Raw genomic sequence first — 16,192 nt, 5'->3', positions numbered from 1 at the left:
GATGGATCGGGTCTTCGTCGAATACTACGAGGAGGAGTTGACCCACATCCGCGGCCTTGCGGCCGAATTTGCCGATATGCATCCAGCGGTCGCGCGCAACCTTTCCCTCGACACGGTCCCCTGTCCGGACCCCTATGTTGAGCGGCTGCTGGATGGCGTGGCTTTCCTCGCGGCGCGCACCCGGCTAAAGGTCGACGCCGAGCGTTCGCGATTTTCGCGCAGTGTGCTCGACGTTCTTTATCCCGATCTGGTCACCCCGGCGCCGGCAACGGCGATGGTGGTGCTCAAACCAGGCCAGCAGGTCCAGACCATGCTCGACGGCCACGTCGTCAGGCGCAACACCCGGCTGGTTTCCAGCCTGCGGCCCGGCCTTTCGACGCGCTGCACTTTCTCGACCGCGCAAGAGACGACCCTGTGGCCGATAGCAATCACTTCGGTCAGCTATTTTCAGGACCGCAGCGCGTTGGCGGCGGCCGGGATGGCCACGGTCGGCGGTGTGCGCGGCGAGGCGGCGCTCCGCATCACGCTGGCCCCGACCGGAAAAGGCAAGCTCCACGAATTGACGCTCGACCGGCTCGATATTTATTTTGCCGGGCGAACCAAGGCGCCGCTGCTATTCGACGCGATCTTCGGCACTTGCTCAACCGTTGGCGCACGCGCTGAGGGCAAGAGCAACCCGTTGTCGCCCTTGCCAGCGCCCGAAATGGTTGGCATCAGCGACGACGAAGCCTTGATGCCGCGTACCCGCCCGACATTCGAAGGATATCGCCTCCTGCGAGAATACTTCATAATGCCCGAGCGCTTCCACTATGTGCGGGTTTCGGGGCTACAGCCTGTCGTGCGTCGATGCGACGGAGGGCTTGAGATCGTCTTCCAATTCAGGCGTCCGGTGCCAGAGTTGGCCGATCTGACATCGGCCGACTTCGAACTTTTCGCGACGCCGATCATCAATCTTTTCGAACGTGAGTGCAACGTCGTCGAGATCGATGCGCGTAAGACACGCCAGGTTTTGCATGCAGACCGCACGAGGGCGCGCGACTTTGAAATCTATCGGATCATTCGTGTCGAGGACGCCGACACCGAAGGCAACGACGCCGAAATTCCGGAACTGTTCAGCCTGGGGCAGAACAGCGGCAGTGGGTGGGTCTACTCAACCGAGCGGCGCCCTCGGCGCGCGACCGAAGACGAACGGCGCGACGGTCTAACGCGCACGTCATACACCGGCGACGACGTTTTCCTGGCCGTATCGCGACCGCTCGCAAGCCCGGCGTACCGACCTCTGAAGCGTCTCGACGTCGTAGCACTGTGCACCAATCGTGACCTGCCGATCCTCGATGACAATCCCACATTGACGCTTGAGGCCGGCGACCCGGTCGAAATCGTCAGGCTCCTTGGAGCCCTGCGTCCACCGCAGCCGGCGATCCCCGCAGCACTGCCCACAGGGGCCGAGGGTGAATCGCGCGCCGACGATCTCGCCTGGCGGCTGGTGGCACAGCTCATGCTCAACTTCCTCAGCCTTGCCAAGGAGGGCCGCGGCGTCGACCCGTTGCATGCGCTTCTCGATATCTATGCCGACCGAGGCGATCCCAGCCTGGCTCGCAATGTACATTCGATCGCCCGCATCGACTCGCGGCCCGTCGTGGAGCGGCTTCAGATCGAGGGGCCGATGTGCTTCGGACGCGGCACCGAGGTGACGTTGCATGTCGATGAATCCATCCTGGCTGGCCAAAGCACTTTGCTGCTTTCGGCCTTGCTGGCGCGGCTGTTCGCCCGATATGCCGGAATAAACGGTTTCGTGCGGACCCGCACGCGGCTGCTGCAGAAGCAGGAGGATGTGCCATGGCCGATGACGCCCGGCAATCGCTCCCTGATCTAGACAAGCCCAGCCCAAACCCCGCTGAAGGTCTGTCCGAAGGGTTCGACTTTTTCGAATTGCTGCGCCGTCTCGAACAGCAAAATGCCGTGTTCGGCCATTCCGGCCGTCCCGACCGTGAGCCGGCAAGGCTTGGCCAGCATGTGCGCCTCGCCTTCTCGGCCAGGGACCTGGTCCATTTCCGCGAAGCCGACAACGGCAAGCCGGCCCGGGTCACGATTGCAAATCTGGGTCTCTTGGGCCCCGAGGGTCCAATGCCGCTGCATCTGACGCGCTGGGTGCTCGACCGGCTGTCGCAGCGGTGGTTCGCCGGGGCCAACGCACAGCTGACCAGCGACACTACTTTCGTCGATTTCGTCAACATTCTGCAGCACCGCATGATCGCCCTTTACTATCGGGCGTGGGCGGATGCGAATCCGGCCGTTCAGGTTGAACGCGCGGTCGGTGGCCGGGTTCGCGCCATGCTTGCGGCCATGGCCGGTATCGGACTTCCCGGCACCCGAAACATCGATCTCGACATGGTGAAGCTTCGCCAGGCGGCTTCGCTCGCCAGCCAGGTCGAGGGCCCGGAACGACTGACACTGTTCCTGGCGGAAGCCTTCAAGGTGCCGGTAAAGATCAGGGAATTCGTCGCCGCCTGGACAATCATACCAGCAGGCCTCCAGACCCGCCTCGCAAAATCCTTTGCTGTGCTCGGTCGGGGGGCGACGATCGGCCCACGCGTTTTCACCCGCCAAAGCAGGATCGAACTGCGGGTCGGCCCTTTGAAGTATGATGATTTCAAGACATTCCTGCCGGGCAGCCAGCGGCTCAAACTGTTCCAGTACGCGGTTCGCGACATGGTCGGAGAATCTCTCGATGTCGATCTGCGTATCGTGCTTGCGCGTGAAGCAGTGCCGCCGCCCCGTATTGGAGCGGTGCAGCTCGGCCGAACCGCCTGGCTTGCGCGACCCGCTGAAAGGGGAGATGCTGATGATATGCGGCTGCGCACAATCGTCGGATGGCGGCCGGAAATGGCGGGGGGCGCGGCATGAGTCTGCTGCTAACGCTAGAGCAAGGGCCACGCGCCCAGGCGGTGCGGCAAACTCGCCTGGACGAAGGTGAGCTGGTGATCGGCCGCAGCGCCGATGCAGGCTGGCAGATCGATGATCCCGACATGTTCGTTTCACGTGCTCACTGCAAAATCTCTGGCGGGCGAGATGGATATTTCGTCACCGACACATCGAGCAGCGGTTTGTTCATAAACGATTCCGATAGCCCGCTTGGTCCAGGCAAGTCCGCACGCCTTCAAAGCGGCATGCGGCTCAGGCTGGGCGATTACGTCGTCTGTGTCGACCTGCAGATCGCGGCCGCTCAAGCGCCCGCAGTCATCCAGCCGGTACCAGAACGTCTGCCAGCGGCATCGCGGGCGCCGGTAAGCATCGGCCGCGATGACTTCTTTTCCGCCAAGGTCGAAGAAACGCCGCAACGGCCTCGACCTGCTGATCTGCCGAACCCGTTCGAGCAGCCGATCCCAGGGGCGTTCGAGCGCGCGTCTTCCGGCCAGCGCAACTCGCCTGCTTTCGACGACCCGTTCAGCCTCGATCCGGTTTCAACGCCGGTGTCAAAAAGCGCCGCCGCTTATGTCGAGCAGGGCGGGGTGGCCAGCCGGGCGGATCCATTCAGCTTCGACCGGCCCCCCTCTCCCAGCCACGGAGGCGAATCCGCAGCGGGAAAGCTGTCCGACTTCAACGACGATTTTGGTTTCGGACCGGTCTCCTCGCCCAGTTCGACGAATAACTCGGCCTCGACCGGACAGCGCGAGCGCATTGCCCAACGGCCACCATCCGCCAATCCCTGGGATATTCCCGCGCAACCGGCCGATGTCCTGCCTCCAGCGCGCATGGGTGCTGCTTCCAAACCTGCCCGCCCGCCGGCAAGCGCGCAGCCTGCCGAGATGGCGCTCCGCGCCGCCTTTTTGCGCGGCATGGGCGTCGAGGAAGCCGATTTCCCCGGGCGCGACAGCATCGTGGAAATGGAGAAGTTCGGCCGCGAGTACCGGCTGATGATGGAAGGACTGATGCAGCTTCTGCGCAAGCGGACCGAGGAGAAAGGAAATGCTCGCGTCGCCCAGACAATGGTCGGTGCCTCCGAAGTCAATCCGCTCAAATTTCTGCCGTCGGTCGACGACGCCATCGTGACGCTGATCGCCGAGCGCAGCCCCGGATTTCTCGCCGGGGAGGCGGCAATCGCCGATGCAGTTCGCGATCTCGCGCAACATCACGTGCGCGCCTGGCGAGGCATACAGGCCGCTTTGCGACGGATGATCGATCGTTTCGATCCCGCAGCGATCGAGGAAGAGCTGAAATCGAATTCGGCGATCGGCACCCTGCTTTCGGGCGGGCGCGGCGCCAAGCTGTGGGAGCTCTATCAAAAACGCCATCGCGAAATCGCCGAAAGCGCGGAAAAAAGCTTCCTTGGCGAAATCGGCACTGATTTTCGAGATGCATATGAGGAGGAGTAAGCCATGATCGACCGACGTGAATTGATGATTGCCCTGGGCGCGACCGGGCTGGTTGCAGCGTGCCAGAGCGGTCCGCCAAAGCCGTCGGTGATCACCGTCAACGTGACCGGCGGGGCCGGCATGAATCCGGGGCCAGGTGGCGGCGACCGGCCGGTGACGGTTCTCGTGATGCGGTTAAAAAGCACCGGCAAATTCAATTCCGCCGACTATTTTGCGCTGCAGGGGGATGCCGGCAGCGCACTCGCAGGAGATCTTATCGGTTCCGACCAGATCGCCGTCGGGCCCGGAAAATCCGCATCCAAGACCATCACGGTCGAGCCGGACGCGACGGCTCTGGGCTTCGTTGCACTGATCCGCGAACCTGGCGGCAGGAACTGGCGGACAACCAAGTCGGTGTCGCCGGGATCAAAGTTCACCATCAATGTCACGTTGGGCAGCGGCGGCATCTCCGCCTAGCGGCCAAGGTAAGGGAGCTCAATGCAGAGAGTAGCGGCATGAGCGATGCAAACAGGGTGCTATGGTCCGAAGGACTTTTCCTGCGAACCCAGCATTTCCAGCAGCAGGATCGTTTCTTCGAGGCGACGGTGCGCGGCGCGTTGCAGGCCGGACAACTGCATACGTTCGGCTTTCGACAGCTGACGCTGGACCAGGCATTGCTGGAAGCCGGCCAGGTCGCGATCCTGTCGGCCCGGGGCATCTTCCCGGATGGGACACCCTTTTCCATTCCGGATTTGATGGACGCGCCGCGACCGCTACCGGTCACCCCCGAGACGGGCGCAGGGCCGGTGCTGGTCGCCTTGCCGCTGGAGCCTCCCGGTGGTGTCGGCTTCGATCCGGCACACGCCGCCGCCTCTGGAGCGCGATATCATGGGCGGATTGTTTCGGTGCGCGACGCTGTCCAGGGCGGTTCGGATCCTGAAGAAATCGAAATCGCCCGTCCGCAGGCGCTGCTGCTTGCACCTGGCAAGTCGGTTGGTGGCTACACCGCTTTGCCGATAGCCGACCTCAACGGAGTTCGAGCCGATGGCGGCGTCTCTCTGGACGAGACCTTCCTGCCACCGGCACTGGTTACCGGCGCGGTGGCCTGGTATCGGCAATTGCTTCTGGAAGTTGTCACCGGCCTCGACCAGATCGCCGAGGCGCATGGCAAGATGGTCATGGGCGGGCCTGGGCGCAGCGTCGAAGACCTGTTGATGCTCAATCTCGCCAATGCGGCGCGGCCGCGACTGGCTCACATGCTGGCGCAGGATGTCTTCCATCCGGCCGAGCTTTACCTGGAACTCGCCGGGCTCGCCGGTTCGATGGCAACTTACGGATCGAGCGCGCGGCGGCTGGGCGAGTTGCCCGCTTACGATCACATGGCGCCCGGCCCTGCCTATTCGGCGCTGGCGGATGCGCTGCGCTCGCTCATTCTCAGCCTTCGCTACATCGAGCCGAAATCGCGTGCGCTGCCTGTCATGCGGCACTCGACCAATGTCTGGAAAATTCGCATCGACAACCCAAAGCTGCTGGTGGCCAGCCGCATCGTCATCCGGGTCGGCTCGGAGCTGTCGGAGGATGCCTTGCGCAAGATCTTCGTCAATCAGGCGACCGTCGGCTCGGCCGACCAGTTCGAGGGCCTGTGGAAATCGCGCTTGCCCGGCATTCCGCTAAAACCGCTTCATTCCCAGCCACGCGAAATCCCCTACGACGGCGATCGGCTGTGCCTCGAATTGGATCAGAAAAGCGAACACTGGGCCTCGCTGCTCGACGCACCAGGCTTCGTCATCGGTGTTTCGGGCGTGTTGCCAAGCGAGCCGCAGGTGGACTGCTATTCGGTGAACAGGTGAGATCATGAGCCGCGATGATCCTTTCGGACTGTCGGAGGATCGCGAACGCACTCGCATACGATTGAGCGGCGCGCCGATGCCAAGGCCCATGGCGCCACTTTCGCCGGGCGCACTGGTAAAACGCTCTCGCACCCACCCGAACGCGCTTGTCAACGCCTTTGCGCCCTTGCTCGAGTTCGCCCCCGAGCTCGAAAGCGCAATGCCGCCAGACAATCCGGAAGTCTTGCGCACCCGTTTGCTCGAAGAACTGGTTCGGGCACGCGACACGGCTATGTCGACGGGGTCCTCGATGGAGCGGGCCGACCAGGCAGCCTGGGTGGTGGCTGCGTTACTCGACGATCTGGCCCTGAACACGCCTTGGGGCGGGGCCAGTGCCTGGCCGCGGCAGCCGCTCGTCGTCATGCTGCGCGGCGATGTCGATGCCGGCACGCAATTCTTCACGCGACTCGACGAACTGGAACGACATCCTAACCGGGACCGAGAATTGCTCGAACTGCAGTACCATTGCCTGGCGCTCGGCTTCCGTGGCAAATATCGCGTGCCCGGCCGCTCAGGCGACCGCTCGCTCAATGCGGTTCGCGTGGCGGCGGCCCGCTTCCTGCGCAATGCCGACGCCGAAGGCGCGCCTTTAGCGCCAAACTGGAAAGGTGTCATCGCCTCCGACCAGCCGCAGCGCTTCATCGTGCCGATCTGGGTCATGGCGCTCGGTGCTGCGGTTGCAGCCGCGGCGATCCATATCGGGCTGTCGATGGGACTGAGCAGCCAGGCGGTCGAGCTTTCCGCACTTGTTCGTGCCCTGCCACCGCCTGCCCGCGGCGACATCACCCGCGCGTCGCCCAAAGTCGACGCCCCGCCACCGGAAAAAGTGGATTTTGCGCTGTTGCCGGAATTCCAGGCGGGGGCGCCGGCCGAGCTCAAATCTGCTCTCAGCGGCACGGAGAGCGTTTCACTGGCCAAGCTGATCATCCAGGCCTCCAACCCCGAACTATTCCAGTCATCGCGGCCACAATTGACCGATGGTTTCGAACCCTTGATCGGTTCGATCGCCAAGGTGATCCTCGCCAATCAGGAGCTGATCGGAAACATCACGGTGGTCGGCCATACTGACAGCGTTCCTTTGCAAAAGACCAACCCGCTGTCGACCAACCAGCGACTATCCGAGGCTCGCGCCCGGACGATTGCCGACATGCTGGTTCAAAACGGAGTGCCGCAGGATCGCGTCCATTCGGAGGGCCGGGCTGCCACCGATCCTGTGGCCAGCGACAGCACGCGCGAGGGGCGAGCCTTGAATCGCCGCGTCGAGGTGCTCGTCGAAAAGAGGCTGTGAGATGTTCATCCTGCGCTTCCTCTGGGCGGTCCTGACATCGCGCTGGCTGTGGACGCTGATCGGCCTGACGCTGCTATCCCTGGTTATCTGGATCTTCGGTCCGATCGTCAGGGTTGGTCCCTACGACCCCTTCGCCTCCGAAAATGTGCGCATCGTCATCATCGCGCTGCTGGTCATCTTCTGGCTGGTCTGGCTGATCGTTGCCCAGCGCCGGGCGATCCGCGCCAACCGCATGTTCGTCGCCGAGATTGCCGCGCCAGCGGTGGAAAAGCCGCTCAGCCCAGGCGAAGAGAACGTCGCCGCCGTGGGCGCCAAGTTCGCCGAGGTGATGACCGAACTGAGGCGCCGCAAGCTGGGCGGGCGCAAGTTCCTGCGCGAGATGCCTTGGTATGTGATCGTCGGGCCGCCGGCCACCGGCAAGACCACCGCCTTGCGGCAGTCCGGACTGAATTTTCCGATCGACCTCACAGACGACTTGCAGGGGGTCGGTGGCACGCGCAACTGCGACTGGTTCTTTTCCGAAAACGCGGTTCTAATCGACACCGCCGGCCGCTATGTCCAGCAGGAGAGCCAGCCGGATGTCGACGCGGCCGAATGGCTCGGTTTCCTCGACCTCTTGAAGAAACATCGCGGCCGCCGTGCGCTGAACGGCGTAGTCGTCGCGCTTTCGATCGACGTCCTTTCGGAGGGCGACGAGGCCATCAAGGCGCACGGGCGCAAGATCCGCCGCCGGTTGGCCGAGCTCAACGACCGGCTTGAAATCCGCCTGCCGGTCTATCTGATGCTGACCAAGGCCGACCTGATCAAGGGCTTCGAGCCGTTCTTCGGCGGCCTGTCGACCGCCTCGCGCGAACAGGTGTGGGGGACGACCTTCGCGCTGGATGCGCGCGTCGATGGCAAGACCATCGAACGAGAAATCGCGACGCTGGCGACCGAACTCGAGCGGCGCTTGGTGACGCGCCTGGAGGACGAGGACAAACTCGCCGCCCGTGCCGAAATCTTCAGGTTTCCCGCCCAACTGGCAAGCTTGTCCGAACCGATACAGGTGCTGGTCGAAGCCATGTTCGGCGAAAGCCGGTATGAGGAGGCTGCCTGGCTGCGCGGCCTCTACCTGACATCGGCGACGCAGGAAGGAGCGCCTATCGACCGGCTGACCGCCGCGCTGTCTTCCTCCTTCGGTCTTCCGCCGCGGCGCGCCCTGCCCGCATCTCGGGTCGAGAAACGCAGCTTCTTCCTGAAGAACCTTCTCACTGAAGTCATCTTCAAGGAAGCAGGCCTCGGTACATTCGACCCGCTGGCGCAACGCCGCCGCGCCTGGATCTGGCGCGGCGCCGCTGCCGCATGCTCTGCGGCGGCGTTGCTGGCAGGCGGCCTGTTCACCTGGTCCTATTTTGACAACCGCCATGCGATCTCGGCGCAGGCAGGCCAGTTTGAAGCGCTGCAAACACCACTGACCTCCGCTGCCGCAACCCCGGCATCGGTGGAGCAGCCTGTCATGGACGGCGCGCTCGAGGCGATGGACGCGGTCGCAAATGCCCGGACAGCACCGCCGGGCGCTGCCCACGATCTGCTTGGCCCATCGGCCTCGGCGGAACTGGTCAGGGCACAGGCCGACACTTATGACCACGCCCTCCGCAACGTGCTCGAGCCCCGGATGGTGGCCCTGCTCGAGGCGACGATGTGGCGCCAGATCCGCGATCCCGACTTCATGCTCGGGGCGCTCAAGACCTATCGCATGATGACGGGCCTGTCGCAGATGGATCCCGACTACGCCCAGAACTGGTGGGTGAACAGTCTGCCCGAATTCGCGGCCGCGGCGCCATTTCCGACAGCCGACGCCGAAGAGCATCAGCTTGCCGCGATCCGCCGGATGACGGTCGACGAAAGCTATGTCGCGCCGGACCAGGCCCTGGTTGCCGAAGCTCTGAAAACGGTCTGCACGATTTCGTTGCCGGCGCGTGGCTACAAGCAGTTGTTGGCCGATCCGGCAGTGGCCGGGCTGAAGGAGTGGATACCGGCCAATTTCGCCGGCCCAAACGGCGGCAAAGTGTTTGCACGGCGTTCGGGCAAGACATTACGCGTCGGCATTTCGGGCGCTTTCACCTATTCCGGCTTTCACGACGTCATTCTCGACCGCATCGACGATGTCGCCGCCCAGGCGGCGCTCGATCGTGCGGTTTTCGCCGGCGGTTGCTCGGAAAATTCCGAGACATCCGTCTCGGCGCTGTCCGAGGATATTCTGAAGCTCTACTACGACGACTACATCGCACAATGGGACAGCTTCCTGCGCGACATGAGGCTTGCATCATTGACCGATCTCAATGTCGCCGGCGAAAATCTGAAAGATCTCTCGAGTGCTGATTCAGCGCTGAAGCGGCTGCTTACGGCGGTCGTCCAGGAGACAGAACTGACCCGTTCCGACGAAGCGCCTGCCGACGACAAGGCAGCAGCCAAGGGCGCTTCGAAACTGCTCGGCAAGCTGGGTAAGCTTGGCAAGCTGGCGACATCGGGTGCGAAACTACTTCCCCGCGCCGGATCCGCCAGTGAGGTGGACCTGACCGGCAATCTGGTGGCCGAACATTTCAAACCGCTGAAGAGCACCATCGCAGAGGTCGACGGCCAGCCACCGGCGCTGGATGCTGCCGTTGTCGCACTGACCGCGCTTTCGAACGTCCTGCAAACGGTCACCGCGAACCCCAATCCACAGGATGCCATCAAGAAACAGGGAGGCCTTGCCGAACTGACGGGCGCGGTGGCAAGGCAGGCCCAGATCCTGCCCGATCCCATCAACAGCTGGTTGGGCGGGATAGCCGGCGACACCAGCAATTTGACTCAGAAGGCGGTCACTTCGGAACTCAACGCCATCTGGCGGGCCGACATACTGCCTTTCTGCCAGGCGGCGCTGAACAATCGCTATCCCTTCAGCGAAGCCAGTGCGGTCGACGTCAACGTGCGCGATTTCGCCCGCCTGTTCGGGCCCGCCGGGCTGATCGACGGTTTCATCAACGACCACCTGATCAATTATGTCGACACGACCGGCGAGCCTTGGAAGTGGCGCGCCGATTTCGGCCTCGACCCTTCGGCGCTGGCGGCGTTCGAGCAGGCCAGGCACATCCGCGACGATCTTTTCCCCGGGGGTGCCGGACCGGTGATGAGCTTCACGCTCGAACCGAAGGATCTGTCTCCCAACCTCACGCGCGTCACGCTCAATCTCGATGGCCAGAGCCTCGTCTACTACAACAACGCAACGCGGCCGCAACCGATGACCTGGCCCGGCAAGGACGGCACCGGGGTCATTTCGCTCGCCTTCCAGCCGATCGACGGATCGCCCGAAATCATGCTCAACGAGACCGGCAGTTGGGCATGGCTGAGGATGCTGCGCAGCGGCCGCTTCGCCGGCACGGCGCTGACTGACGTCTACACTCTGCGCCTAGGCACGAAAGGCATGTACGCCGATTTCGAGCTCAAGGCCGCCAGCGTCGAAAACCCCTACAACCTCGAAATGTTCAAGAAATTCACATGTCCACCGCAGATATGAACGCGCCCGGCTTTTTCGGCAAAATGCCCGCCACCGGCGATTTCGTCACGCGGCGCCTGCCGGGGGACTTTGTGCACGTCTGGGACCGCTGGCTGGCGCAGCATATCGTTCCGCTGATGGGGTCGGAATTTTGGCCAAGCACAACCGCGCTGCGCTTCCTGGCTGGCCCGGCTTCGTTCGGTGCATCGGCAGGCATTATCTTGCAGAGTGCCGACAGAGTTGGCAGACAATTCCCTCTGACCATCGTGGCGCGGCTTGCTGAAGCTCCGGTTCGGCTGACTGAGGCCGAAGCGTGGTTTGCCGGTATCGAAGAAGCTGCCATCGCTGCGCAGCATGGCGAGCTGACGCCCGATGAGTTGGATGGCGCGCTGACCGCACTGCCGGTGCCGACTGTCGAGGCAGGCGACGAGGTCATCCGTGATCTGGTGATGTGGACAACCCGCTCGGATATTTTCGACATTGATCCGCAATCGCCGCAAGTGACGTTGGAACAGGTTTTCGCTGCTAGTTGGGAGACCAGCTGATGAAGGCAGAAACATTTCCGTGGGGATCAGTTCGCTGGCGTTGGAGGAGGCCGGGCTGAATGTTGCCGCTGTCGAACCAAACACCATTCGCTGCGGAAGGCCTGTGGACGCGCGACGAGCGCGGCCACGAAGTGTGGTTGCTGGCGATAAAGGCTTCCTTCCAGATCGACCCCGCCGGGAAACAGACCCCCTTGAAAGCACAGATTCCTGTCAACATGGCGCCATTGTTCGCCGCCGATTCGAACGAATTGATTGATGATGACGATTTCAACATCGAGAAGAAGCACACCGACGTGCTGGTTGAGGGACATGTTTACACGCCTAACGGCCAACCGAATATCGAGTGCTCGGCCCGTCTGAAGGTCGGCGACCTGGACAAGATCGTCAAAGTGACCGGCGACCGGGTGTTCGTGCCTGGCCCGGTTTCAGTCCGCATAAGCCGCCCGGAACCATTTGTCAAAATGCCTATCAGTTGGCGTCGCACCTATGGCGGCACAGATGTTGAAGCGTCGAAACCGGACTGGGATCCGCGCAACCCGATCGGCGCCGGCTTTGCCGTGGACCCTCAAAGGCTGGTCGGCAAGACGGCGCCCAATTTCGAGTATCAAGACGCTCCCTATCGCGACCACCGAAGTGGCCGGCCCGCCGGTTTCGGCCCAGTCGCGCAACATTGGCAGCCGCGTACCAAATACGCGGGCACCTACGGCGAGGAGTGGAAGAAGACGCGCGACCCACTGCTGCCTCGCGATTTCAATCGCCTCTACTATCAATGTGCACCCGAGGATCAGCAAACCAAGACGCCACTGGTCGGCTATGAAGACGTCCGGCTGGGCGGATTGACCGCCGACGGATTCATGCAGTTTCTTGTACCGCGCATAACCTTCGACATCACAACACATTTCAAAAACAAACCGGATATCGAACACGGAGAGGCTTCAATCCACACGCTACGCCTCAGGCCGGACGATCGGACGTTTATCGTCACCTGGCTCTCCGCGCTTCCGGTGCCTTATGAGGAGGAGAAACTCAGTACCAGCACCATCCGCATTCGGCGGCGCACGGGTGTTTCTCTTGCGGTCAGCCGCACCGGCGTTTGGACAGGATCTGATTGATGGCCAGCGGCAGCGCCATAGTCATTGTCGGGGTCGGTGCCCGCACACCGCTCGGATTTTCCGCTGCGGCCAGCGCTGCGGCCGTGCGCGCCGGAATATCAGGCATCCAAGACCATCCGTATATGATCGATCGTTTCGGCGAACGGATGAAGGTGACGCGGGATGTCGGCGTCGACGCAGCGTTGACCGGTCCGGATCGCGCGGCCGCGATCGCCATCACGCCAGCATTCGATGCTTTGGCGCCTTTGCGCCGGGCGGGCCAATCAGTTCCCGTCGCCCTTATCGTGTCGACTGGCGAGTCACGGCCGGGGCAGAACAAGGATTTCGCTGCCAGGACATATGCACAACTCCACGGCCGGCTGTCGCAAGACGTCGCGCTCGCGGGAGGCGGGTCCAATGCCGGAGGTCATGCGGGCGGGATGCTCGCCATTCACCACGCCTGCAGGATGCTTAGGGAGGACAAAGCCAAATTTTGCCTGGCAGGCGGCGTGGATACCTATCTCGAACCGGAAACCTTGGAGTGGCTGGACGAACACGAACAACTTCATTCCGATGAGAATACCTATGGGTTCTGTCCGGGCGAAGGCGCCGGGTTCTGTCTCATGACAAGGCAGCAGACGGCACGAGAGTTAGGAATTGAACCTTTGCTGAAATTGGTCTGCACCGCCATTGCCAGCGAAGAGAACCGCATAAAAACGCAGACCGTTTGCCTCGGAGAAGGCTTAAGCACGGCATTTCAGCTGTTGTTCGACGACGCCCCGATCGACCCAGTGGACCGCATTATCTGCGACATGAATGGCGAACGCTACCGCGGCAACGAGTACGGCTTCGCGGTGCTGCGCAATCCCGGTCGATTCAAGAACGCCGCCGATTTCGAGACCCCAGCGGATTGTTGGGGGGATGTCGGCGCAGCATCGGGTCCGCTCTTCGTCAGCTTGGTCGCCGAAGCAGAAGTCCGCGGCTACCGCAAGGGCCCGCTTTCCTTGATTTGGGCGAGCTCGGAAAATGGCACGCGCGCAGCCGCGCTTCTCGGTGGCCCAAGGAGCACACGCTGATGCCTACGCACATCACCGTGAATGGCCTCGGCCTCACACACAAGAGTTCGACCGGCTTCTCGAAGGCCACGATCCCCGACATCTGCAAAACGCCCACTCCCGGCGGCCCTGTCCCGATGCCGTACCCGAACTTCGCGATGAGCAGCACGCTGGGAGACGGGACCACAACGGTCTTTGCCAAGGGGGCACGATGATCGCCAACAAGGGCTCACAGTACAAGATGTCCACCGGCGACGAGCCGGGAACCGTTGGCGGCGTAAAGTCGAACACCTTCAAGCAAGCTACGGATTGGATCACCTACTCCTTCGACGTTAAGATGGACGGCAAGAACGCTTGCCGTGATACCGACAAGAAATTCCACAATAACAAAAACACCGTCGACCTTATGGGAAACGCCAACCCGGCACCGGGCACAAATTCCACGTTTGACGCCCTGAAGAAGATGGTGTGCGAATGCGATGTGGACGAAAAGACGATCAGCGATGTCCCAAAATCTCCCAAGACGACCTACTGCCTGCGGCTAGGGGATGCGAAACATGACTGCGTTGATAAGAAGATCATGGATCATAACGGACAAGGGAAAAAGCCTGTCATCGGCGCCGAATCGGGCTGGAAAAAGGACGATCCATTTTCCGAGAATCCAGCGACTGACATGGTTGGCTTTTCGAGAAAGGGAAGTCGACAATGGCAGCGCAGCGGATCTGGCTGGCCCGACGCGGTAGGAATGGATGAAAACGGCGACCCGCAACAGTGTTTCGATTTCAAGTTCAAATGCAAAGGGACGAAAAAGAAAGGCGCAAAGGCGACGCGTTGGGGAAAAGGTCAGCTTAGAAAGCAGGAACGGATAACTCGGGAATTTGGAAGCGATCCCGACAAGTATCCGCCTATCAAGATCTGCAACGTCGAGTGCTATCAATGACCCCCGAAAGCAATCTCACAGTTCGAAATGAGCACGGCACGGTCATAGCGCTACCGACCATTTGTCTATCACTCTTCAGCGGCGATTCACTCGCCGCTGTCATGTTGGCAGCCGCCGATACCATTGAGCGATATGTCAAGCTTATAGGTTCCGACAAGCTGGCAATACGGTACGACGCTGATGGAAATGATCGCCCATTAACCCCCAATCGATATGCTCGCGACCTCAAGACCCTGAGGAACGCGCAGCCCCGCCAGACGATCGAGGAAATCCTCTATGACTCAGCGATCGACGAATGGGTCGGGGCGTATTCCGTTAGCTTTTTCGGCATCGATCCCAACTCCGAGGACGCCGGACCGGAGGAGGCGAGCATGCTCATTCTAACTCTTCCATTTGATGCAGTCACAAGCATCGGCGCTCACACGTTGGCTGAAGAGTTTCGGCAAATGGCTTCTACCTTTTCACCCATTTCTTACGGTTATGCATCGTATTGCCTGCGTAGAACAGAATCTACGTCTCATATGGCAAATAGCAAAATTAATGCATTGATTTCTAGGTATCTAGGCCTAGACCCTTCTTATTTACCGATGAGGAATAAAATGAGAGGAAAGACTTTTGGAGCGCATTGGATAGACTTTATTGGAAGACCTATCGTTGAGAGGCTCAAACGCTCCAGCATCATCGCCGACGTCCAGCATGCGGTGGTTAACGACTTTTCGGATGGAGGTCTGATGATTCAGAACTCCAAGGCGCCTGCCCTCGGTGACGTCAATCGCCGGGCAACGGATATAGGGTCCATGCCAGAGACAGCGAGAGCACTAAAATTACTTCGCAGTCGTGTCGCAAACTTTGGTGACCCAATTTTCGATGCGCAAGACTGGCTTGCGCGCTTCGACGGTCTTGAGGTTGCGGATTGGAACAACGCGCCATGATCACGCGACCGTTCATGGTGAAGCACCAACTTAGTCGAGCACCCGGCCAGATCGAACTGAACGTCCTGTTGAACGACAAGGTCGACGCAAAGCTCGTTATCGAGTCGATTGACCGGGGAATTCGCTCGATCGAAAGCCTCGCAGCACTTTCGCCGGATCCTAGAAGCGCTGCATTTTCTATATTGGATCAGACGCGCAATGGAAACGCGTTCCGATGGTATCTGCATTGTCCGGTAGTCGACCCCTCCCTTCTCGCCAAAATTATCAACATCGTTCACGGTGCCAGCCTTGAGAACAATAGCGTCAAGGAGATCACGCTTGTTGCAGGGGGAGCCGATCTGGACTTGAAATTGGCGGAGGGGCCAAAGCCGTTGGTAGCCAGCTTCCCATTCGAAGTACTAAACGAGACGGAAGGCCCGAAATTAACGGTGCTGCTCGAATTTCAGGACGTAACGACCGAAGAGCAACGAGCGCCATTTGTCGAAGCTTGGGAGAACTTCGCGACGCTTGCCGAACTCGGCGCATTCTACGATCTCGAGCACCCCCGGGAAAAGCTTTCGCGGTAGCTGATCACTTTCCG

The 16,192-nt window shown here is 61.3% G+C and carries 12 protein-coding genes and 1 pseudogene; all 13 read left to right on the top strand.

The features are described 5' to 3' along the window. The first annotated feature begins 1 nt into the window (after position 1). Positions 2–1,876, top strand: coding sequence for a type VI secretion system baseplate subunit TssF (tssF, locus tag ACIU1A_RS03475; protein WP_140560454.1), 1,875 nt, complete (start codon positions 2–4; stop codon positions 1,874–1,876). Further along, a complete protein-coding gene (tssG, locus tag ACIU1A_RS03470; protein WP_404926618.1) occupies positions 1,840–2,907 on the top strand; it encodes a type VI secretion system baseplate subunit TssG in 1,068 nt (355 codons plus the stop codon). Before tssF ends, tssG begins: the two co-directional genes overlap by 37 nt. After that, positions 2,904–4,376 carry a type VI secretion system-associated FHA domain protein TagH gene (gene tagH / locus ACIU1A_RS03465; RefSeq protein ID WP_404927846.1) on the top strand — a complete coding sequence of 491 codons (1,473 nt, stop codon included), beginning with the start codon at positions 2,904–2,906 and terminating at the stop codon, positions 4,374–4,376. Before tssG ends, tagH begins: the two co-directional genes overlap by 4 nt. A gap of 3 nt (positions 4,377–4,379) precedes the next feature. Further along, complete coding sequence (gene tssJ / locus ACIU1A_RS03460; protein WP_140498291.1) at positions 4,380–4,832, top strand: type VI secretion system lipoprotein TssJ; 453 nt, start codon at positions 4,380–4,382, stop codon at positions 4,830–4,832. A gap of 38 nt (positions 4,833–4,870) precedes the next feature. Then, complete coding sequence (gene tssK, locus ACIU1A_RS03455) at positions 4,871–6,205, top strand: type VI secretion system baseplate subunit TssK (protein ID WP_404926617.1); 1,335 nt, start codon at positions 4,871–4,873, stop codon at positions 6,203–6,205. A gap of 4 nt (positions 6,206–6,209) precedes the next feature. Continuing rightward, positions 6,210–7,532, top strand: a complete 1,323-nt coding sequence (gene icmH / locus ACIU1A_RS03450) for a type IVB secretion system protein IcmH/DotU (RefSeq protein ID WP_140623892.1) — start codon at positions 6,210–6,212, stop codon at positions 7,530–7,532. 1 nt (position 7,533) lies between these two features. Continuing rightward, positions 7,534–11,070: a type VI secretion system membrane subunit TssM gene (gene tssM, locus ACIU1A_RS03445; RefSeq protein ID WP_404926616.1), complete on the top strand. Its 3,537-nt coding sequence runs from the start codon at positions 7,534–7,536 to the stop codon at positions 11,068–11,070. Further along, a complete protein-coding gene (tagF, locus tag ACIU1A_RS03440) occupies positions 11,052–11,594 on the top strand; it encodes a type VI secretion system-associated protein TagF (protein ID WP_404926615.1) in 543 nt (180 codons plus the stop codon). Before tssM ends, tagF begins: the two co-directional genes overlap by 19 nt. Before the next feature lie 59 nt (positions 11,595–11,653). Beyond that, positions 11,654–12,706 carry a DUF2169 domain-containing protein gene (locus ACIU1A_RS03435; RefSeq protein ID WP_404926614.1) on the top strand — a complete coding sequence of 351 codons (1,053 nt, stop codon included), beginning with the start codon at positions 11,654–11,656 and terminating at the stop codon, positions 12,704–12,706. Next, positions 12,706–13,761 carry a beta-ketoacyl synthase N-terminal-like domain-containing protein gene (locus ACIU1A_RS03430; protein WP_404926613.1) on the top strand — a complete coding sequence of 352 codons (1,056 nt, stop codon included), beginning with the start codon at positions 12,706–12,708 and terminating at the stop codon, positions 13,759–13,761. Before ACIU1A_RS03435 ends, ACIU1A_RS03430 begins: the two co-directional genes overlap by 1 nt. Further along, positions 13,761–14,680 (top strand): annotated as a pseudogene (locus tag ACIU1A_RS03425) (DUF4150 domain-containing protein). The gene ACIU1A_RS03430 and the pseudogene ACIU1A_RS03425 overlap by 1 nt, the downstream one beginning before the upstream one ends. After that, a complete protein-coding gene (locus ACIU1A_RS03420; RefSeq protein WP_404926612.1) occupies positions 14,677–15,612 on the top strand; it encodes a type VI immunity family protein in 936 nt (311 codons plus the stop codon). The pseudogene ACIU1A_RS03425 and the gene ACIU1A_RS03420 overlap by 4 nt, the downstream one beginning before the upstream one ends. Further along, on the top strand, positions 15,609–16,178 hold the full coding sequence (locus tag ACIU1A_RS03415; RefSeq protein ID WP_404926611.1) for a hypothetical protein: 570 nt from the start codon (positions 15,609–15,611) through the stop codon (positions 16,176–16,178). The genes ACIU1A_RS03420 and ACIU1A_RS03415 overlap by 4 nt, the downstream gene beginning before the upstream one ends. Positions 16,179–16,192 lie beyond the last annotated feature (14 nt).

It is taken from the genome of Mesorhizobium maamorense (assembly GCF_044998965.1).
GTDB lineage: Bacteria > Pseudomonadota > Alphaproteobacteria > Rhizobiales > Rhizobiaceae > Mesorhizobium.
Note: the sequence above shows the minus strand (reverse complement) of the source record. Positions and strands in the feature narration are given on the sequence as shown.